Source organism: Loktanella atrilutea (assembly GCF_900128995.1).
Taxonomy (GTDB): domain Bacteria; phylum Pseudomonadota; class Alphaproteobacteria; order Rhodobacterales; family Rhodobacteraceae; genus Loktanella; species Loktanella atrilutea.
In genome coordinates this window covers 156,452-176,320 of the sequence record NZ_FQUE01000002.1, presented here as the reverse complement: position 1 = coordinate 176,320, position 19,869 = coordinate 156,452, and the positions used below count along the sequence as shown (strand labels likewise).

Sequence of the window (19,869 nt, the reverse complement as noted above, 5' to 3'; positions counted from 1 at the left end):
CAAAGGAGCCTTCCATTGGGCAACGCGCGCAACATCGTCTTCTGGGTCGTCCTGTTCCTTCTGGTTCTGACGCTGTTCAACCTGTTCAGCGGCGGCACCGGCGCGGGGATGAGCAATTCCAAGAGCTATTCCGAATTCGTCAGCGCGGTCGAAAGCGACTCGGTCAGCAGCGTCACGCTGGATGGCGAACAGGTGCGCTATCGCGGCAATGACGGTCGGGACTACGTGACGATCAAGCCCTCGGACGCGGAAGTGACCAACCTGCTGATCGCGCGCAACATTCCCGTGACCGCGAAAAGCCAGGAACAATCGCAGCTGTCCAGCTTCCTGATCGGCCTGCTGCCCTTCGTGCTGCTGATCGGCGTCTGGGTCTTTTTCATGAACCGGATGCAGGGCGGCGGTAAGGGCGGCGCCATGGGCTTCGGCAAGTCCAAGGCCAAGCTGCTGACGGAAAAGCATGGCCGCGTGACCTTCGACGAGGTCGCTGGCATCGATGAGGCGAAGGACGAGCTGGAAGAGATCGTTGAATTCCTGCGCAACCCGCAGAAGTTCTCGCGCCTCGGCGGCAAGATCCCCAAGGGCGCGCTGCTGGTCGGCCCTCCGGGCACCGGCAAGACCCTGCTGGCGCGCGCCATCGCGGGCGAGGCGGGCGTGCCGTTCTTCACGATCTCGGGTTCCGATTTCGTCGAGATGTTCGTGGGTGTCGGTGCGTCCCGCGTGCGCGACATGTTCGAACAGGCCAAGAAGAACGCGCCCTGCATCGTCTTCATCGACGAGATCGACGCCGTGGGCCGGTCCCGTGGCGCAGGCTACGGCGGCGGCAACGACGAACGCGAACAGACGCTGAACCAGCTGCTGGTCGAGATGGACGGTTTCGAGGCCAACGAGGGCATCATCATCATCGCGGCCACCAACCGGCCCGACGTGCTGGACCCGGCCCTGTTGCGCCCCGGTCGTTTCGACCGTCAGGTCACGGTGCCGAACCCCGACATCAAGGGCCGCGAGAAGATCCTCGGCGTCCACGCCCGCAAGGTGCCGCTGGGCCCCGACGTAGACCTGCGCATCATCGCCCGCGGCACGCCCGGCTTTTCCGGTGCGGACCTCGCCAACCTCGTGAACGAAAGTGCGCTGATGGCGGCCCGCGTGGGACGCCGGTTCGTGACGATGATCGATTTCGAGAGCGCCAAAGATAAGGTCATGATGGGCGCCGAGCGTCGCAGCATGGTGATGACGGAGGACGAGAAGAAGCTGACCGCCTACCACGAGGCCGGTCACGCCGTCGTCGGCCTGAACGTCCCGCAGCATGACCCCATCCACAAGGCCACCATCATCCCGCGGGGCCGCGCGCTGGGTCTGGTGCTAAGCCTGCCGGAGCGTGACCAGCTGTCGGTCAGCTACACGAAGTACACCTCCAAGATCGCGATGGCGATGGGGGGCCGCGTGGCCGAGGAGCTGGTCTTCGGCAAGGATCAGGTGACATCCGGTGCCTCGTCGGACATCCAGCAGGTCAGCAAGATCGCCCGCGCGATGGTGACGCAGTTCGGCTACGCCGAGGAACTGGGCTTCGTGGATTACGCCAACGAGCAGAACTCCTATCTGGGGAACTACGGCGGCGGCACGAACCATTCGGCGGACACGCAGAAGATCATCGACGACAAGGTCAAGCAGCTGGTGCAGGAAGGCTATGACACCGCCAAACGCATCCTGACCGAAAAACGCGACGATCTGGAGCGTCTGGCGCAAGGTCTGCTGGAATACGAGACCCTGACCGGCAACGAGATCACCCGCGTCATCGCCGGCGAGCCGCTGAACCGGGGCGAGGATCTGGACGACACGCCCCCGTCGGGTGGGAACGCGATCCCCTCGGTGCCGAAGACCCGCAAGAAGCCGCGGGCGGACGGCGGGATGGAGCCAGAGCCGAGCGCCTGATCCTGTCTTTTCGCCGTTGATCTTTTCGGGGCCCCGTGCTGCAACGCACGGGGCCTTTCGTTTTGCAGTCAGGGAGTGATGCCATGCCGGCGCTTGAAAAGACGGACCATCGGGGTCGCGTGACATGGCTCGGCCGGGTCCCGCACCGCGATGCGCTGGAAATCGTGGGCGAGCCGCTGGAGGAGATGGCACTGGGCTTCGAGGGCATGGTGGGCGAGGTCCACGCCGGCCTGACGCGGGAGTCCTGCAGCCGGGTGACGACCCAGTACCCCAAGGGCACGGTGATCCGCAACGTGCGGCAGGTGAGCGTCGTCAGCGCCGAAGAACTGGCCGTCATCGCGGACAAGCTGGGGCTGGAGGCGGTCGATCCCGCGTGGCTCGGCGCGTCGGTCGTGGTAAGCGGCCTGCCGGATTTCACCCATGTGCCGCCGTCGTCGCGGCTGCAGGGCCCCGACGGCGTGACGTTGACCGTCGACATGCTGAACCAGCCCTGCACCCTTGTGGCGAAGACGATCGAGGACGCCCGTCCGGGCCACGGCAAGGCCTTCAAGGCCGCCGCCGCCGGCCGGCGTGGCATCACGGCCTGGGTCGAACGGCCGGGCACCCTGCGGCTGGGCGATACGCTGGTGCTGCACGTGCCGGGGCAGCGGGCGTGGCGTCCCTGACGGTAGCCGGCGCTGTTCGGGCTGCGCCCGAAGGCGCCCCGCCCACCGTCCCATGACCCGCGCTAGCGGATCCCGATGCGCCGGCGAACTGGCGTCGCCCTGACACCGCCACCCAGCGGCACGCAGATCGCCCGATGACCTGTCAGGATCGCCACGGTCTGCCCGGTGAAGAGGCCTGCCAGCACGGGATCCGTCGCCCGCAGGCCACCGGTATAGGCGCCGTAGGCGGGCAGGATCAGGCGGTTTCCGTCGGTCAGGAAGCAGGGGCGCGCGCCGCCGGCACCGGGAATCGCGTGCTTCGGATGGTAATGGCCCGAAATCTCGCGTGCCGTCGCGCTCGCGATGTGGCGGAAGGTCAGGTCGCCGTCGCCGTGCACCGCCAGATGGGTGCCGCCGAAGGCCAGCGGACCGGGGTCATGGTTGCCTTCCAGCCAGAGCCAGCGGCGCCCGGCCTGCAGGCTGGTGAGCATCCCCGTATCGGCGGCGCCAAGGCTGTCGGCGGCCATCAGGTCGTCGAAGCTGTCGCCAAGGCACAGCACGGTCGCGGGATCCGTCAGCGCGATGTCCTGACCCAGCTTCGACAGGGTTTCCTGCGTCTCGTAGGGGGGCAGCATCTGGCCGGAGCGGCGGGCGACCCGGTCGGACTTGCACAGGTGCAGGTCCGACACGCAGAGCAGGCGGCGGGCCGCCCACCAGAGCGCCCCCGACGGCAGGGCGGTCAGGCGATGTTCACCAAATGTAAAGGAATGGCTGTTCATGATCCGTTCTAGAGCGGATATGCAGGGAAGTTCAAGTGCGCGGGTTGGGTCAGGACGGCAACGGAGGCGGTGGTGCGGACCCGCCCGACGGCGGGTCCGTCCGGTCAGATCCCGGCGTCGACGATGGCGCGGGCAAGGATCGGCACAGTCTGCGTATTCAGACCGGCAATGTTCATGCGGCTGTCGCTGACCATGTAGATGCCGTGATCGGCACGCAATGTCTCGACCCTGTCCTCTGTCGTGCCGAGGCGGCTGAACATGCCCCGGTGATCGGCGATGAAATCGAAACGGTCGTCGTTGGACAGGCGGCGCAGCTCTTCCGCCAGTTGGCGGCGCAGGTCGAGCATGGTGTTGCGCGTCTCTTCCAGCTCCGCCTCCCAGTCGGCGCGCAGGGCGGGATCGGTCAGGATCGTCGTGACCACGCGGGCGCCATGATCCGGCGGGAAGGAGTAGTTCTGCCGGTTCAGGAAGTTCAGGTTGGCCTGGGTCAGCTGCGCCTCGGCCGCGTCGCGGGCGATGCCCATCAGGATGCCGGTCCGTTCGCGGTAGATGCCGAAGTTCTTGGAACAGGAGGCGGCGATCATCAGGTTGGGGAAGGCGCCTACGATCTTGCGCGTGGCCTGGGCGTCCTCTTCCAGCCCGTCGCCGAAGCCCTGATAGGCCACGTCGACCAGCGGCACGGCGCCGCGGTCCTGCAGGGTGGCGATGATCCGGTCCCACTGGTCCGCCGTCGGGTTGGCGCCGGTCGGGTTGTGGCAGCAGCCGTGCAGCAGAACGACATCGCCCTCGGCCACGGTGCCCAGATCGGCGATCATGCCGTCGATATCGACCCCGCGGGTGGCCTCGTCGAAGTAGCGGTATTCGCGGACCTTCATCCCGAGGAACCTGATGATCGACGGATGGTTCGGCCAGGTCGGATTGCTGATCCAGACGGTGGCGTCCGGGGCGGCGAGCTTCACCATCTCGAGCGCCTGACGGATCGCCCCCGTGCCGCCGGGGGTTGCGATGGCACTGATACGCGCGCGCGGCAGGGTGTCGGCCAGCAGCAGGTCGATCATCGCGTCGGCAAAGGCGGGATCGCCCGCAAGGCCGACGTAGGCCTTCGTCGTCTGGTCGGCGACGAGGCGGCGTTCCGCCTCCTTCACCGCGCGCATGACGGGGGTGTTTCCGCTGGCATCCTTGTAGACGCCGACGCCAAGGTCGATCTTGGCATCGCGGGGGTCCGCCTTGTAGGCCTGCATCAGGGACAGGATCTTGTCGGCGGGCTGCGCCTTGAGGGTCTGGAACATGAAAGGCGTCCTTAGTCGGCGGGGCCGGTTGCGATGGGAAGGTCGGGATACATGCCCCATTCGGACCATGACCCGTCGTAGAGCGCGTGGTCGGTCTTGCCGATCCGTTCCAGCGCGAGGTTGACGATCGCCGCCGTCACGCCCGATCCGCAGGTGGTGATCACCGGCTTCGTCAGGTCGGCACCGGCGTCAGAGAAGACCTTTTGCAGGGCGGGGACGGATTTCATCGTGCCGTCTTCGTTCAGCAGCGTCGCGTAATGCACGTTGCGGGCGCCGGGGATATGCCCGCTGCGCAGGCCGGCGCGGGGTTCCTTTTCCGCGCCGGTGAACCGGCCCGGACCGCGGGCGTCGAGGATGGTGTGATCGCCCAGCTTGGCGGCGCGGGCCACCTGCGTCACGTCGCGGACCAGATGGTTCTGGCGGCTGGTGGTCATGTGACGGTCGCGGATGACGGGGAGCACGTCCTCGGTCTCTCGCCCCTCGGCCCGCCATTTCGGCAGGCCGCCGTCGAGGACCGCGACGTCGCGCTTGCCCATCAGGCGGAACAGCCACCAGACGCGGGCGGCGGAAAAGAGGCCGGTGCTGTCGTAGGCCACGACCTGATGGCCGTCGCCCACGCCCATCGCACGCAGGCGCGACATGAACTTCTCGGTCGCGGGGGCCATGTGGGGCAGGTCGGACCGGGCGTCGCTGATGTCATCGATGTCGAAGAAGCGGGCGCCGGGGATATGGGCCTCTGCGTATTCGGCGCGCCCGTCGCGGCCGGTGTCCGGCATGTGCCATGATGCGTCGAGCAGGCGCAGGTCGGGATCGTTCAGGTGGGCGGCCAGCCAGTCGGTGCTGACCAGCGTTTGCGGATCGTCGGACGTCTCGGCCATGGCGCACCTCTCCTCTCGGGTCGGTCACTGCCTAGCGCAGCGTCAGCGGCTTCGCAAGTTGGCCCGCGCCTAGTCGTGGGTCTTGAGGATGCGCTGCTTCTGCCGGGCCCAGTCGCGTTTCGCGTCCGACGCGCGCTTGTCGTGGTTCTTCTTGCCCTTGGCCACGGCGATCTTCAGCTTCACCAGGCCGCGGTCGTTGAAGTACATGACCAGCGGCACGAGGGTCATGCCCTCGCGTTTGGTCGCGTTCCACAGGCGCGCCAGTTCGCGGGACTTGACCAGCAGCTTGCGCTTGGCCCGCGCCTCGTGCCCGAACATGGCCTGTTCATAGGACGCGATGTAGGCATTGGTCAGCCACAGCTCTCCGTCGTCGACGGAGGCATAGCTGTCGGCGATGTTCGACTGTCCGGTGCGAAGGGATTTGACCTCCGACCCGCGCAGGATGATCCCGACCTCGAGATCCTCCTGGATCTCGTAGTCGTAGCGGGCACGCCGGTTTTCGGCGACGACCTTGTAGTTCTTGTTCTCGGGTTTCTTGGCCATGGTCCGATGCAGATAGGGGAAGCGGCGGGGCAGGGCAAGGCTGGCGGCCGCCTGTCGTCCGGGCCATGGTGACCGGGGCAAGGAGGATGCGATGACGGTGACGGTTCTGGACAATGCGGCGGCGCGGCGCGTGTTTCTGGCCCGGCACGGGCTGGGGCGCGAAACCGGGCAGAGCGCGCGCGCCGTGATCGACGATCTGGGCTTCGTGCAGGTCGACAGCGTGAACACCTTCGCCCGGGCCCACGACCTGATCCTGTGGGCGCGGCACGGCAGTTATCGCCCGAAGGCACTGGACCGCCTGCTGGCCCGCGATCGCGCGGTGTTCGAGCACTGGACCCACGATGCCTCTGTCATTCCGATGGACCTGTGGCCGCACTGGCGTCTGCGTTTTGCCCGTGACGCCGCGCGGCTGGAAAGCCGGTGGGAGATCGACCGCCCGGCGGGCTTCGGCGGACAGGTCGATACCGTGCTGCGTCAGATCGCGGATCACGGCGCCTGCACCTCCGGCGATGTGGGGGTGGACGAGGCGCGCACGGGGGGCGGCTGGTGGGACTGGCACCCCAGCAAGACTGCGCTGGAATACCTCTGGCGCAGCGGGCGGGTGTCGGTCCTGAAGCGCGAGGGGTTCCGCAAGGTCTATGACCTGACCGAGCGGGTGATTCCGCAGGCGGTCCGGGACATGGCGCATGATGCGGCGGCGACGATCGACCACCTGTGCGGGGCGGCGCTGGACCGGCTGGGCTTTGCGACGCCGGGCGAGATCGCGGCCTTCTGGGCGGTGGTGACGCCGGCCGAGGCGGCGGCCTGGTCCGCGGCCGAACTGGCCGCGGGGCGGGCGATCCCGCTGGACGTGATCGGCCATGCAGGCAAGCGGCGGCGCTGTCTGGCGCGGCCCGACGTGCCCGACACGCGGCCCGAAGTGCCGGGTCGGGTGCGCATCCTGTCGCCCTTCGATCCAGCACTGCGGGACCGCAAGCGGGCAGAGTGGCTGTTCGGCTTTCACTACCGGATCGAGATCTTCGTCCCGGCGCCGCAGCGGCGCTATGGCTATTATGTTTTCCCGGTCTGGGAAGGCGACCGTGCCATCGGGCGCATCGACATGGCGCGGCAGGGCGAGGTGCTGGCGGTGCGCGCCTTCTGGCCGGAGGCCGGGGTGCGGATGGGGGCCGGGCGACTGGCGCGGTTGCGGGCGGAACTGGCGCGGGCGGCGCGCTTTGGCGGCTGCGGCGAGGTCGTATACGCGGACGGCTGGTTGCGGGACGGCGTGTGACGCTGTTTGCGGGCAGGCCCGCAAATGCGCCCCACCCGCCGTCCCCTGCGCGTCAGCCTGCGGTCCGGCGACCTTGGCTGCCCGCGACGGCGACGGCGGCAAGGCAGATCGCGATCTCGATCGCGAAGGTCCAGTGCAGGACGAAATTCCAGACCCACCAGTCGAAGCGGGCGGGGACCGTGACCGCATTGACATGCACGTCGGACAACGGCCGAAGCCAGTAGATCGCGGCGGCAAAGCTGTCGAGCGCCATGTGGAGCAGCAGGCAGATCAGGCCGGTGACGATGAAGGCATGGGCCGTCCTGCGGGTCCTGCCCCACGGCAGCGCCGCAGCCAGGGCGGCGAGGGCGATCCAGAACAGGGGCCAGTGCGTGACGTAGTCGTGATGTTCCGTCTGCCGGTTGTCGACCAGATAGAACCACAGCAGGTCGGCGTCCGGCAGGACCGAACAGACAAGACCGAAGGCCATCAGCCTGCCGCGCAGTCCCCGCGGGACATCAAGCCTGCAGGCCATCGCGCGCGTCGCGAGGTAGCCTGCCGGCAGATGCGCGATGAACATGGGCCTAGTTCAGCAGGCCCGCGTGGACCATCCCGGCGCGGATGCGGTCCTTCGTGCCGTCGGTCAGCCCGACCAGCGGCAGCCTTACCGCGTCGTTGCCGATGCCCAGCAGGGACAGGCCGTATTTCGCGCCGACGAGGCCCGGTTCCATGAAGATCGCTTCGTGCAGCGGCATCAGGCGGTCGGTGATCTCGAGCGCGGTGGCGTAGTCGCCCGCCAGCGTCGCCTCCTGCATCTGCGCGCAGAGCGCCGGGGCCACGTTCGCGGTGACCGAGATGCAGCCCACGCCGCCGTGGGCGTTGAAGCCGAGCGCCGTGGCATCCTCGCCCGACATCTGGCAGAAGTCGGTGCCGCAGGTCATCCGCTGCTTCGGCACGCGGGACAGGTCGCCGGTTGCATCCTTGACGCCCACGATCATCGGGTGCTTCGCCAGTTCGGCCATGGTGGCGACGCTCATGTCCACGGCGGACCGGCCGGGGATGTTGTAGATCACGATGGGCAGGCCGCAGTCGGCGGCGGCGGTGAAATGGGCGATCAGGCCGGCTTGCGTCGGCTTGTTGTAATAGGGGGTCACGACCAGCGCCGCATCGGCACCGGCGGCCTTTGCGGCCATGACCAGCCGCACCGTTTCCACCGTGTTGTTCGATCCGGCCCCGGCGATCACCGGCAGGCGACCTGCCGCATGGTCGACCACGGTCTTCACCACCAGATCGTGCTCTGCATGGGTCAGGGTGGGGCTTTCGCCCGTGGTGCCGACCGGCACGAGACCGTCGGTGCCCTGATCCACATGCCAGTCGACGAGCCGTTTCAGCCCGTCCAGGTCCACATCTGCGTCCACGAAGGGGGTGACGAGGGCGACGTAGGAGCCTTTGAACATGGGGGCGCAGTCCTGTGGTGAGGGCAGGGCCCGGCGGGCCTGCGGAACGTCGCGGACCCTAGACGGCTTTCCCCGGAATGCCAAGATTGTGCGTTGCACGCGCCCGTGCGACAGATACCATGCCTCCACCTTTTCCCCAGACCCGGGACCCCGTGATGTCGTTCCCCGCCTTGCGCCGCCTTGCTGTCGCAGCCAGTCTTCTTGTCGCACCGCTGCCCGGCACCGCACAGGTCAGCGGCGACGACGTGGCCGCCGTGACCTTCGCCATGAAGCGCGATTTCCTGAACGCCTACACGAAGGCCGGCACGGACGATCCGGCGATCCGCGATCTGGTGACATGGCAGCGGCTGCGGTTCGGCGATGCGGCCTTTGCCGACTACATCGCGTTCGAGGCGGCGCACCCCGACTGGCCCGGACAGGACACCCTGCGCGAGGCGGGCGAGGGGGTGATCCCCGCGGGCTACGATCCGCAGGCCGTGGTGGACTGGTTCGCGCGGACCGGGCCCCTGACCGGGCAGGGGGCGGTGCGTCTGGCACAGGCGCAGGCGGCGCTGGGCGATGCGGCGGCGGCCCGCCGGACCGTGCGCGCGGCCTGGACCGGGCTGTCCCTGAGCGGGGACGGACAGGCGGCACTTCTGGCGGCCTATGGCCCGGATTTGAAGGATCTGCACATGGCCCGCGCCGATGCGCTGCTCTGGCGCTGGCAGACGGCAGAGGCGGAGCGGATGCTGCCGCTTCTGGGCGCCGGCGACAGCGCGCTGGTGCGCGCCCGGATCGCGCTGATCCGCAAGGCCGGCAATCCCGACGCGGCGCTGGCCGCCGTGCCGGCCAGCCTGCGCGACACGCCGGGGCTGCTTTACGACCGGTTCAACTGGCAGGCGTCGAAAGGACGGCAGTCCGACGCCATGGCGATCCTGTCGGCCCGTTCGACGAGCGTGGAGGCGCTGGGCCAGCCGTGGCGCTGGGCCAGCTGGCGGCGGATGCTGGCGCGCTGGCAGATGCGCGAAGGCAATTACCGGGCGGCCTACGCGCTGGCCTCGCGGCATTTCGTGGACCCCGCGGACAGTGCAGAGAGCTACGCCGACCTCGAATGGCTGTCCGGCTACCTGCAGCTGCGCTACCTGAACGACCCCGCGCAGGCGCTGGTGCATTTCGACCGGACCGCGGCCGAGGTCGACAGCCCGATCTCTCTGGGGCGCGCCGGTTACTGGCAAGGCCGCGCGCTGGAGGCGCTGGGCCGTGCCGATGACGCCCGCGCGGCCTATGCCCGCGGCGCGCAGCACCAGACCAGCTTCTACGGGTTGCTGGCGGCAGAGAAGCTGGGCGTGCCGCTCGATCCGTTCCTGACCGGGGCGGGGGACAAGCGCGACTGGCAGGACGCGCCCGTGATGCGCGACGACATGGTGCGCGCCGGCATGGCGCTGCTGCAGGCAGGCGAGCGGGGCAAGGCGGTGCTGTTCTTCGCAGCCCTCGGCAAGCGCCTCGGGGCGGAGGATCTTTCGCGTCTGGGGGCCGCGCTGGAGGCGCGGGACGAGACCTATTTCGAGGTTCTGCTGGGCAAGGCGGCCGCGGCACGGGGCCTGATCGTGCCGTCGGTCTATTTCCCCATTCACGGCGTCGCCGACATGGACCTGCCGGTGGCCTCGGCGCTGGCCCTGTCCATCGCCCGGCGCGAGTCGGAGTTCAATGCCACCGTCGGCAGTCCGGTGGGGGCGCTGGGGCTGATGCAGCTGATGCCGGGCACCGCCCGGGACGTGGCCCGCAGCCTCGATATGCCCTACGACAAGGCGCGGCTGACCGCCGACTGGCGCTACAACGCGACGCTGGGCAGCCGCTATCTGGCGGACCTCACCGAACGCTTCGGCGACAGCCCGGTGCAGATCGCGGCGGGGTACAACGCGGGGCCGGGGCGGCCGCGCGACTGGATGGCGGAACGGGGCGACCCCCGCACGGAAGAGGTCGACGTGATCGACTGGATCGAACTGATCCCCTTCCGCGAGACCCGGAACTACGTCCAGCGGGTCACGGAATCGATCCCGATCTACCGGGCCCGCCTGACGGGAGAGACCGGGCCGATCCGCTTTACCGACCTGCTGCGCGGCGCGGAACAGGTCGTCCGCCCGGTGGCGCGCGCCGATGGCACGCTGGAGGTGCCGGCCCCGGTGACCGGACCCGCCGCGTCGCTGGACCCGACCGCCAGCGCGTTGCCGCGCCCGGTGCTGCGTCCGGACGGTCTGGCCGACGGGGCGCTGCGACAGGCCGCCCTGACCACCGCCGGGGTGCCGCCGATGCGCCCCACGGCCCGACCGGCCCCCCGCCTTGGCCTGATGGCGGAGGCGGGTCCGGCACCCCTGTCCGACGATCCGGAAACGATGGCAGTCGTGCCGGCGGCCCCGGCTTCCGTCCCCGCGACCGACGACGGGCCGCGCAGAACGCTGCGCCCGGTCGCGCGGCCGGAAGGCTGAGGGTTTGCTTTAGATCGTCAACGCAGCGTGCGTGGACCCGCGCCCGTGGCCGGTCAGGTCGCCGCGGCTTCGCAGACCCGACAGATATCGCAGGTCACGGACCAGTGCAGCCCCTCCGGCCGGTAGTCGAGGTCGACCTCCGCCTCGAGCGCGCCGCCGATCATGCCCTGCAGCACCGTACTGCCAAAGCCCTTGCGCGCCGGCGCCGTGACCGGCGGACCGCCGGTTTCGGTCCACGACAGCGCCAAGCGTCCGTCCGTCACCCGCCACGCCACCTCCAGACAACCGCCCTGCGTGGACAGCGCCCCGTGTTTGGTCGCATTGGTGGCCAGTTCGTGCAGCGCAAGCCCGATCGGCTGGATCGCCTCGAATTTCAGCGGCAGCGCCGGCCCCTCGATCGTGACGCGGCAATCGGTCCCGCCGGTGAAGGGCTCCAATTGCTCTTTCACCAGCGCATCCAGTGCCACGCCGCCGGCCCCGCGCGATACCAGCAGATCCTGATTGTGCGACAGCGCCGCCATCCGCGCGTTGAAGCGGGGCAGGAACTCCTCGATCGGGCCGCTGCGCGCGGTCATGCGGGCGATGCTCTGCACCACGGTCAGCAGGTTCTTCAGCCGGTGGTTCATTTCCTGCATCAGGTCGTTGACCTGACGTTCGGTCGTCTTGTGGGCGGTCATGTCCATGATCGCGACCAGCCCCTTGACCGGCCGGCGCGGCATGCCGTTGCTGCCGCCGTCAAAACTGACCTGCTTGCGCGCGCTCAGCCAGCGTTCACTGCCATCGCGGGTCACGACCCGGTGGACGACGTCGATGAAATCCGGCTGTCCGGGGGACAGCATGGCCGCGACCCGCGCCTCGACGGCCGGGCGTTCGTCGGGATGAATGCGGTCATGCAGTTCACGTCTGAAGATCGGCTGATGTGCCGGCAGGTCGAACAGCGCGCCGGCGCGGTCATCCAGAACGATCGTGTCGTTGATGTAATCGACGCTGCCCAGACCCAGCCCGGCAACGCGCACGCCAAGGGGCAGCAGCGCATCCGGGTCGGCAACGAACGTGGTCAATGGGGTCTCTGGCGACTTGGGCATCGTGCTCTGATCAATATGACGAAATCTAATTGAGTTTAGGCCCGCCGCAGCGGCTGACGCAACGCCAGTGCCTTGATCTGTTTCTATAATCGCCGACATCCGCCAACAAGTCGGTCGCATGGCATCTTGTCATCCGACAACAGGTTGGGACCGCCGCGCCCGGATCAACGTGAAGACGCCGGCCGCCACGACGATCGCCGCGCCGATGGCCACATGGGTCTGCAGCGCCTCGCCGAACACGGTCAGACCGATCACGCTGGCAAAGACCAGCTGCAGATAGGCAAAGGGCTGCACGGCACTGGCCTCCGCCACCTCGTAGCAGCGGATCAGCAGCCAGTGACCGGTGACGCCGGTGACGCAAAGCGCCGCCATCCAGCCCCAGTCGGGCGCGGTCATCGGTTCCCAGAACCAGACGCCGACCAATGTCATCGCCACCGCCCCGCTGACGCCGGTCCAGAAGAAGCTGGTCGCCGTGGTGTCCGCCCGCGCCACGTAGCGGGTCAGCAGGCCGTAAAGCGCGAACATGCAGGCCGCCGCCAGCGGCAGCACGGCGGCGGGGGCAAAGACGGTGATCCCGGGCTGCAGGATCACCAGCACGCCGACGAAGCCCACACCGATCGCGACCCAACGCCGCCAGCCCACGCCCTCGCCCAGCACCGGGCCGGACAGGGCGGCGACCAGCAGCGGGTAGCAGGCAAAGATCGCATGGCTTTCCACCAGCCCCAGTGCCACGAAGCCCAGAACCATGATGCAGATCTCGCCCGCCAGCAGCAGGCCGCGGAACGCCTGCAGGATCGGTTGCACCGTGGCGGCGGCGCGGCGGATCGACCCGGTGCGGCCACGCGCGACGGCGATGACGAAGGCCGCGAAGAACCAGTAGCGGATCATCACGATCATCCAGACGTTGTAGTTCCCCGCCAGATGCCGCGACAGCCCGTCCTGCACGGCAAAGACGAAGGTGGTGGCGATCATCAGGCCGATGCCCAGACGCGTGTTCGCGGTCTGCATCAGCTGTCCTTCGCGGCGACGGTCATGTGCCGCTTTCGGGCGAATCCGGGCACGCGGGCCACGGTAAAGCCGGCTGCCGCCAGTCCGGCACGGACGTGCCCCGCGGCGGAATAGGTCGCGGCAGTTCCGCCGGGCGCCGTATGCGCCGCCACCTGCGACAGGATCTGCGGCGTCCACAGCCCCGGGTTCCGCGCCGGAGAGAAGCCGTCGAGAAACCACGCGTCGGCGCAACCGTCCCACAGGGGCAGCGTCGCGCCCGCGTCGCCCGCCACGATGCGCAGGGTGAAATCCGGCCCCTCCGCATCCGCGACCCGGGGCAGCAGGTGCACCGGCAGATCGGCGGCAAAGGGGGCCAGCGCCCGCGCCAGGGCCGCAGGGTCCAGTGGATAGGCCTCGAAACTGGTGAAGTGCAGCCGACCGGCCGCGCCCGCCTCGCGGAACGCCTGCAGCGTCACGAGGAAGTTCAGCCCGGTCCCGAACCCCAGTTCCGCCACGTGGAACCCGTCGCGGAACCGCCCCGGCAGGCCGTTGCCGGCAAGGAAGACGTGTCGCGTCTCGGCCGCCCCGCCCTGCAGGGAATAGAACGGATCGTCGAACTGCAGCGACACCGGCACGGCGCCGTGCGGCGTCTCGCGCCAGTCGAGGGGGTGCCCCGCGGGGTCTGTGGTCTGGCCGGTCATGTCGGTTTGCCCTAAGGAATGGCCAACTTGTGGAACGCGGGGTGCGCAATGGCAACGGCAGATGTGACGGTCATGGGGGCCGGGGTCTTCGGCCTTGCGATCGCATGGGCCTGCCTGCAGCGCGGGGCGCGGGTGCAGGTCATCGATCCCGCCGGTGTGGCGGCGGGGGCTTCCGGCGGCATCGTCGGCGCGCTCGCCCCCCACGTGCCGGAACAGTGGAACGCCAAGAAGGCGTTCCAGCTGGACAGCCTGCTGATGGCGCAGGCGTTCTGGGACGCGGTCGCGGCGGCGGCAGGCCAGCCCACCGGCTACCGCCGCAGCGGGCGGCTGCAACCCCTGGCGGACGCTGCCGCGGTCGCGCTGGCGCAGGGGCGGGCGGCGGGTGCCGCGGATCTCTGGCAGGGGCAGGCCAGCTGGACGGTCGGCCCTGCGCCGACCGTCCCATGGGCACCGCCCAGTCCCACGGGTCTGGTGATCCATGACACGCTCTCGGCCCTGATCCATCCCCGGCAGGCGACCCATGCCCTCGCCGCGGCGATCCGCGCGCGCGGCGGGCGCATCGTGCCGGACGCGCCGGCCGAAGGCGCCGTCGTCTGGGCCACCGGCGCCGCCGGTCTGGCAAAGATGACGGCGCGGCACACCCGCATGGTCGGTGCCGGCGTCAAGGGGCAGGCGGCGCTGCTGCGCCATGACGCGGCGGGGGCGCCGCAGCTCTTCGCGGGCGGCCTGCACATCGTCCCGCACGATGACGGCACCGTGGCGATCGGATCGACGACGGAGCGTGACTTCGCGGACGGCACGACGACCGACGCGCAACTCGACGCCCTGATCGCCCGCGCGCGCGCCGCCTGTCCGGCACTCGCCGACGCCCCGGTCGTCGCCCGCTGGGCCGGCATCCGTCCGCGCAGCCGCAGCCGCGCCCCGATGCTGGGCCCGCACCCCTTCCGACGCGGTGCCTTCGTCGCCAACGGCGGCTTCAAGATCGGCTTCGGCATGGCGCCCAAGGTCGCCTCCGTCATGGCCGACCTGATTCTCGACGACCGCGACGCGATCCCCGAGGATTTTCACCCACAGGCGTCCCTCTAGCTTCTTCTCGTCATAAATACCTCGGGGGAGTCCGCCCTTGGGCGGACGGGGGGCTGGCCCCCCGCCGATTTTTCTCCGAAAAATCGGAGAGTCAGCACCCAGGACCCCAGCCACGCGCCATATTGCACGCGGTGCCCGCCCGTGATCGGATGCCCGCGGACAGGACCCGCCGCAAGGACACCCGCATGCCGCAGCTCGCAGCCCTCGATCACCTCGTGCTGACCGTCTCCGACATCGCCTTGACCGCCGCCTTCTACCGCGACGTGCTGGGGATGCAGGTGCAGACCTTCACCCCTGCCGACGGCAGCACGCGCACGGCCCTGTCCTTCGGCGTGCAGAAGATCAACCTGCACCCGGCCGACCGCCCCTTCGACCCCAAGGCGCAGCGCCCGCAACCGGGCAGCGCCGACCTGTGCTTTCTGACCGAAACACCGCTGGACGACTGGCAGGACCACCTGATGACGCAGGGCGTCCCCGTCATCGAGGGCCCGGTCGCGCGCACCGGCGCGACGGGGCCGCTTTTGTCGCTCTACATCCGCGATCCGGACGGCAACCTGATCGAGATCGCGATTCCCGCCTAGATCAGCGCGCGCAGCGCCTCCATCTGCCGGCCGAGGAAATCGCGGTAATCCTCGGCGATCAGACGGCCTTCGGCGTCGAAGGCCTCGTGGCTGCGCGCGACCAGCACCTCGGGCCCGTTCAGCACGCGCGCATCGAAGGGCACGAGGCAGTGGCGCAGGGCGTACTGCGCCCGTTCCCCGCCGGAACGTCCGGCGCTGGCGGACATGATCGCCACGGGCTTGCCCGCCAGCGGGTTGCCCTTGATCCGGCTGATCCAGTCGAAGGCGTTCTTCAACGCCCCAGACACGCCCTTGTTGTATTCCGGCGTCGCGATGATGACCGCATCCGCGGCGGCGATGTCGCGGCACAGGTCCTGCACCGCCTCCGGCACGCCACTCTCGGCCTCCAGATCGCCGTTGTAGAGCGGCAGATCGATGCGGCCGAGGGTGAAGGTTGCGGCCCCGAACAGCTCTGCCGCGTTCCGCAGCAGATGGGTGTTGTTCGAGGCGCGGCGGAGCGAGCCCGAGATACCGAGAAGGCGGGTCATGCGTATGGTGGTCCTTGGGTCAGGGGCAGGGGTCTAGGGTCAGCCCCGCCATGTAACCCGGCGCGGGCGCTTGCCAACCCGTCTTGCCGTTCGCGGCCTGCGGCATCATGGTGCCGCAACAGCGGACGAAGGACGGACAGATGCGACACGGCGGACGGATCCTCAGCGATCAACTGGTGAAACTCGGGGTGCGGCGGGTGTTTTCCGTCCCGGGCGAAAGCTTCCTCGCGGCCCTCGACGGGCTTTACGACAGCGGCATCCGGAACGTCGTCTGCCGGCAGGAAGGCGGCGCCGCCATGATGGCAGAGGCGCATGCCAAGCTGACCCGCACGCCCGGCGTCTGCTTCGTCACCCGGGGACCCGGGGCCACCAACGCCAGCGCCGGCGTGCACGTGGCGCGGCAGGACAGCACGCCGCTCGTGGTCTTCGTGGGCCAGATCGACAGCGGCCACGTCGACCGGGAGACCTTTCAGGAGGTCGACTACAAGGCGATGTTCGGCGCCCTCGCCAAGGGCGTGTTCCAGTGCAACGACACGGCGCGCCTGCCCGAATACATCGCCCGCGCCTTCCGTCTGGCGCAGTCGGGCCGTCCCGGCCCGGTGGTGCTGGCCCTGCCGGAGAACATGCTGAGCGCGCGCGCCGACGTGCCCGACTTCACCGGCGCCCTGCCGACACCCACCCCGCCGGCGCCCGCCGTCTGGGACGACCTGCTGGACCGCCTGTCCACCGCCGCGCGACCGCTGCTGGTGGTGGGCGGACCGCACTGGTCGGACGCGGCCGCGCAGGCGCTGGCGGATTTCGCCGCCGCGGCGCGGATCCCCGTCGCGACGGCCTTCCGCCGGCAGGACTACATCGACAACCGGCACGCGGCCTTCGCCGGCGACCTGAACGTCGGCGTCAATCCCCGGCTTGCGCAGCGGGTGCGCGATGCGGATTGCCTGCTGCTGGTCGGGACCCGCTTCGGCGATATCGAGACGCAGGGCTACACCCTCGTCGATCCCGCCGACCCGCGAAAGACGATCCTGCACGTCCATGCCGACGCGGACGAGATCGGCCGCGTCTACGGCGCCGCGCTCGGCGTCGCCTGCCCCGGCGATCTGGCGATGCCGGCGCTGCGGGACGCCCTGGCCCGGCGGGACGGCTGGCAGGGCTGGCCCGAAGCCGTGACCGCCGCCCGCGCCGACTACGATCACTGGCAGACCCCGGTCGAAAGCCCCGGCGCCGTGAAGCAGGAACAGGTGATCCGCTGGCTGTCGGACAACCTGCCCGAGGATGCGATCGTGACCAACGGGGCCGGCAACTACGCCGCCTGGCTGCACCGCTACTTTGCGTGGAAGCGCTACGGCACGCAGCTTGCACCGACCTCGGGGTCGATGGGCTACGGCTTTCCGGCAGCGATCGCCGCCGCGCTGGAACACCCTGACCGCACGGTGATCTGCCTTGCGGGCGACGGCTGCTTCCAGATGACCTGCAACGAGATGTCGACGGCCGTGCAGCACGGTGCCGCGCCCATCGTCGTCGTGATGAACAACGGCCGTTACGGCACGATCCGCATGCATCAGGAACGCGCCTATCCGGGCCGCGTATCCGGCACCGTGCTGGCCAATCCCGACTTCGCCGCGCTGGCCCGCGCCTATGGCGGGTTCGGCGCCGTCGTGACGGAACAGGCGCAGTTCGCGCAGGCCTTCGCGCAGGCACGGGCGGCCGGCACCGTGGCGGTCATCGAGGTGCGGCTGGACCCGCGTGTGCTGTCGCCGGGCGCGTCGCTGGCGGGGTAGCCGATTTTTCGAGAAAAATCGGAGTGGGGCGCTGCCCCACACCCCGAGGTATTTTTGACGAGAAGAAGGATGGACCTGCCGCGACGTCACCGGATGAAAGCCTGCCGGTCGGCGCGGTGCAGCGGCCGGCCAAAGGTCGGACAGGGGTGCCGCCGCGGACCGGCCGCCGCGGTGGGGCCCCTGTTGCGATGCTCAGTATTCCACCCCGATCTGGGCCTTGATGCCGGACCGGAAGGGGTGCTTGACCAGTTCCATCTCCGTCACCAGATCGGCAATCTCGATCAGGTCGTCGTGGGCGTTGCGGCCCGTCAGCACGACATGGGTCATCGGCGGCTTCTCGTCGCGCAGGAAGGCCACGACTTCGTCGATCGCGACATAGTCGTAGCGGATCGCGATGTTGATCTCGTCCAGCAGGACCATCGTGTTGGTCTCGTCGCGGATCAGTTCCTTCGCCTTGGCCCAGGCGGCCTGCGCCATCTCGGTGTCGCGGGACTTGTCCTGCGTTTCCCAGGTGAAGCCCTCGCCCATCGTGTGGAAGGCGCAGGTGTCGGAGAATTTGGCGAGGATCAGGTCGCGTTCGCCGGTGCTCATGCCGCCCTTGATGAACTGCACCACGGCGCACTTCATGTCGTGGGCGATGCAGCGGAAGATCATCCCGAAGGCGGCCGACGACTTGCCCTTGCCCTTGCCGGTATGGACGATCACCAGACCCTTGGCATCGGTCTTGGTCGCCATGATCTTGTCGCGGGCGGCCTTCTTCTTGGCCATCTTCATGGCGTGGCGGTCGGGATCGTCTGTCACGGGGCGTCCTTCGTGGCGGGGAGGGGGTGCATCCAGCCGATCGCCTCTTCCACGAAGTCCTGGCCCTGTGGCGTCACGGCCTCCGGATCGTCGAGGAGGGCGGCGTAGATGTGGGTCTCGTCGGGCTTGTCGGCCCCGGCGTAGGACAGCGGGCTGCCGCAGGTCGGGCAGAACTGGCGGGTGACACCGGGGGACGAGGCATAGGTCGCCGGCGTCCCGATCCAGTCAAGCTGCGCGTTCGGAACGCTGACGAAGGTGGTCATCGGCGAGGCCGTGGCCCGCCGGCAGCTTTCGCAATGGCAGTGCAGGACCCAATTGAACGGCCGCCGCGCGGCAAAGCGGATCGCACCGCACAGGCAGTGTCCGGTCAGCGCGGCGGTGGCGGCGTCGGGGTCCATGCGGTCTTGATAGCCGCCGGCCGGTCATGGCGCAAGCGACGGGACGTGGTGCGGTGATCCGGCGAAAGCCCGGCCTGATGGCGCAGGCGTTCAGGGCGTCACGTCCAGGACATAGGTGATCGACGTGGGGCGATCATAGCCGGGGTGGGCGGTGCGGCCCGCCTCTCGGAAGCCGAGATGCAGGAAGGTCGTCTGGTTCTCGGTCAACTCTATGCGGGTCTGCAACGTCAGCCGCGGCAGTCCCAGCGCGCGTGCGCGATCGGCGGCGGCAGCCACCATGATCCGCGAGACCCCGCGTCCGCGCGCGGCCGCAGCCACCGCGAGCTTGCCGAGGTAGAGTGCGCCCTCCTGCGGCGTCAGGACCATGCAGGCGTCGGGCGGCGTGCCCATGGCCCAGACCTCGCGACCCGGCTTGCGCAGGTCCGAAAGGGTCAGTTGCAGCATCGACGACGGCGGATCGATCCGCCCGGCCATGCCGGCAAAGGCGGTGCGGATCAGGTCCAGCACAGCGGGCATCCGCGGATCGTCGGGGGACAGCCGTTGCGGAATTGTCGCGGGCGGACCGGCTTGCACGATTTCAGTCATCGACGGCTCTTTTCGACGGTTCCCGGCAGGATTACGGGAACAACTCACGCGGTATCGCATTAGATCACAACCGCGTCAGTTTCGAAAGTCATCCCCATGCGTATCTT

At 69.0% G+C, this 19,869-nt stretch carries 20 protein-coding genes; 7 read left to right on the top strand and 13 right to left on the bottom strand.

Features of this window, described 5'->3' with window-relative positions:
• Window positions 1-15: 15 nt before the first annotated feature.
• Both ftsH and BUA54_RS06065 read left to right on the top strand, forming a co-directional pair.
• On the top strand, window positions 16-1,929 hold the full coding sequence (ftsH, locus tag BUA54_RS06070; protein WP_072856344.1) for an ATP-dependent zinc metalloprotease FtsH: 1,914 nt from the start codon (window positions 16-18) through the stop codon (window positions 1,927-1,929).
• An 83-nt stretch (window positions 1,930-2,012) separates the two neighbouring features.
• Entirely contained in the window at window positions 2,013-2,594 is a 582-nt protein-coding gene (locus BUA54_RS06065; protein WP_072856343.1) for an MOSC domain-containing protein, read from the top strand.
• Window positions 2,595-2,656: 62 nt separating this feature from the next.
• Here the strand turns inward: BUA54_RS06065 and pdeM are convergent, their stop codons facing one another.
• The 4 genes from pdeM to smpB all read right to left on the bottom strand — a co-directional run bounded on the left by pdeM (window position 2,657) and on the right by smpB (window position 6,062).
• Window positions 2,657-3,352: a ligase-associated DNA damage response endonuclease PdeM gene (gene pdeM / locus BUA54_RS06060; RefSeq protein ID WP_072856342.1), complete on the bottom strand. Its 696-nt coding sequence runs from the start codon at window positions 3,350-3,352 to the stop codon at window positions 2,657-2,659.
• 104 nt (window positions 3,353-3,456) lie between these two features.
• Window positions 3,457-4,641 (bottom strand): amino acid aminotransferase, encoded by a 1,185-nt coding sequence (locus tag BUA54_RS06055; RefSeq protein WP_072856341.1) that lies wholly within the window; start codon window positions 4,639-4,641, stop codon window positions 3,457-3,459.
• Between the two features lie 11 nt (window positions 4,642-4,652).
• Window positions 4,653-5,519 carry a 3-mercaptopyruvate sulfurtransferase gene (sseA, locus tag BUA54_RS06050; protein ID WP_072856340.1) on the bottom strand — a complete coding sequence of 289 codons (867 nt, stop codon included), beginning with the start codon at window positions 5,517-5,519 and terminating at the stop codon, window positions 4,653-4,655.
• A gap of 69 nt (window positions 5,520-5,588) precedes the next feature.
• Window positions 5,589-6,062: an SsrA-binding protein SmpB gene (gene smpB / locus BUA54_RS06045; RefSeq protein WP_072856339.1), complete on the bottom strand. Its 474-nt coding sequence runs from the start codon at window positions 6,060-6,062 to the stop codon at window positions 5,589-5,591.
• A 91-nt stretch (window positions 6,063-6,153) separates the two neighbouring features.
• On the opposite strand from smpB, the gene BUA54_RS06040 reads away from it, so the two are divergent.
• Window positions 6,154-7,332 (top strand): winged helix-turn-helix domain-containing protein, encoded by a 1,179-nt coding sequence (locus BUA54_RS06040; RefSeq protein ID WP_072856338.1) that lies wholly within the window; start codon window positions 6,154-6,156, stop codon window positions 7,330-7,332.
• A gap of 52 nt (window positions 7,333-7,384) precedes the next feature.
• Here the strand turns inward: BUA54_RS06040 and BUA54_RS06035 are convergent, their stop codons facing one another.
• Both BUA54_RS06035 and dapA read right to left on the bottom strand, forming a co-directional pair.
• Window positions 7,385-7,891, bottom strand: coding sequence for a metal-dependent hydrolase (locus tag BUA54_RS06035; RefSeq protein ID WP_072856337.1), 507 nt, complete (start codon window positions 7,889-7,891; stop codon window positions 7,385-7,387).
• Between the two features lie 4 nt (window positions 7,892-7,895).
• Window positions 7,896-8,768: a 4-hydroxy-tetrahydrodipicolinate synthase gene (dapA, locus tag BUA54_RS06030; RefSeq protein WP_072856336.1), complete on the bottom strand. Its 873-nt coding sequence runs from the start codon at window positions 8,766-8,768 to the stop codon at window positions 7,896-7,898.
• Window positions 8,769-8,923: 155 nt separating this feature from the next.
• Between dapA and BUA54_RS06025 the strand changes: the two genes are divergently transcribed.
• Window positions 8,924-11,233 (top strand): lytic transglycosylase domain-containing protein, encoded by a 2,310-nt coding sequence (locus tag BUA54_RS06025; RefSeq protein WP_072856335.1) that lies wholly within the window; start codon window positions 8,924-8,926, stop codon window positions 11,231-11,233.
• 53 nt (window positions 11,234-11,286) lie between these two features.
• On the opposite strand, the gene BUA54_RS06020 is transcribed toward BUA54_RS06025, so the two are convergent.
• The 3 genes from BUA54_RS06020 to mnmC2 form a co-directional block, all read right to left on the bottom strand.
• Entirely contained in the window at window positions 11,287-12,294 is a 1,008-nt protein-coding gene (locus BUA54_RS06020; protein WP_072856334.1) for a sensor histidine kinase, read from the bottom strand.
• Window positions 12,295-12,447: 153 nt separating this feature from the next.
• The gene (locus tag BUA54_RS06015; protein WP_072856333.1) at window positions 12,448-13,326 is read right to left on the bottom strand and encodes a DMT family transporter; all 879 of its coding nucleotides are present in this window, start codon (window positions 13,324-13,326) and stop codon (window positions 12,448-12,450) included.
• Window positions 13,326-14,006, bottom strand: a complete 681-nt coding sequence (mnmC2, locus tag BUA54_RS06010; RefSeq protein WP_072856332.1) for a tRNA (5-methylaminomethyl-2-thiouridine)(34)-methyltransferase MnmC2 — start codon at window positions 14,004-14,006, stop codon at window positions 13,326-13,328. The genes BUA54_RS06015 and mnmC2 overlap by 1 nt, the downstream gene beginning before the upstream one ends.
• Window positions 14,007-14,054: 48 nt before the next feature.
• On the opposite strand from mnmC2, the gene BUA54_RS06005 reads away from it, so the two are divergent.
• Window positions 14,055-15,092 carry an NAD(P)/FAD-dependent oxidoreductase gene (locus BUA54_RS06005; RefSeq protein ID WP_072856331.1) on the top strand — a complete coding sequence of 346 codons (1,038 nt, stop codon included), beginning with the start codon at window positions 14,055-14,057 and terminating at the stop codon, window positions 15,090-15,092.
• Between the two features lie 185 nt (window positions 15,093-15,277).
• Window positions 15,278-15,673, top strand: a complete 396-nt coding sequence (locus tag BUA54_RS06000) for a VOC family protein (RefSeq protein ID WP_072856330.1) — start codon at window positions 15,278-15,280, stop codon at window positions 15,671-15,673.
• On the opposite strand, the gene BUA54_RS05995 is transcribed toward BUA54_RS06000, so the two are convergent.
• Complete coding sequence (locus BUA54_RS05995; protein WP_072856329.1) at window positions 15,670-16,200, bottom strand: NADPH-dependent FMN reductase; 531 nt, start codon at window positions 16,198-16,200, stop codon at window positions 15,670-15,672. The two genes, BUA54_RS06000 and BUA54_RS05995, sit on opposite strands and share 4 nt — an antisense overlap.
• Window positions 16,201-16,340: 140 nt before the next feature.
• On the opposite strand from BUA54_RS05995, the gene BUA54_RS05990 reads away from it, so the two are divergent.
• Window positions 16,341-17,978, top strand: coding sequence for a thiamine pyrophosphate-dependent enzyme (locus BUA54_RS05990; protein ID WP_072856328.1), 1,638 nt, complete (start codon window positions 16,341-16,343; stop codon window positions 17,976-17,978).
• 192 nt (window positions 17,979-18,170) lie between these two features.
• On the opposite strand, the gene cobO is transcribed toward BUA54_RS05990, so the two are convergent.
• From cobO to BUA54_RS05975, 3 genes are all read right to left on the bottom strand, one after another.
• Window positions 18,171-18,779 carry a cob(I)yrinic acid a,c-diamide adenosyltransferase gene (gene cobO, locus BUA54_RS05985; RefSeq protein ID WP_072856327.1) on the bottom strand — a complete coding sequence of 203 codons (609 nt, stop codon included), beginning with the start codon at window positions 18,777-18,779 and terminating at the stop codon, window positions 18,171-18,173.
• Complete coding sequence (locus BUA54_RS05980) at window positions 18,776-19,177, bottom strand: GFA family protein (RefSeq protein ID WP_084114156.1); 402 nt, start codon at window positions 19,175-19,177, stop codon at window positions 18,776-18,778. Before BUA54_RS05980 ends, cobO begins: the two co-directional genes overlap by 4 nt.
• Before the next feature lie 90 nt (window positions 19,178-19,267).
• Window positions 19,268-19,762, bottom strand: a complete 495-nt coding sequence (locus BUA54_RS05975) for a GNAT family N-acetyltransferase (RefSeq protein ID WP_072856326.1) — start codon at window positions 19,760-19,762, stop codon at window positions 19,268-19,270.
• Window positions 19,763-19,869 lie beyond the last annotated feature (107 nt).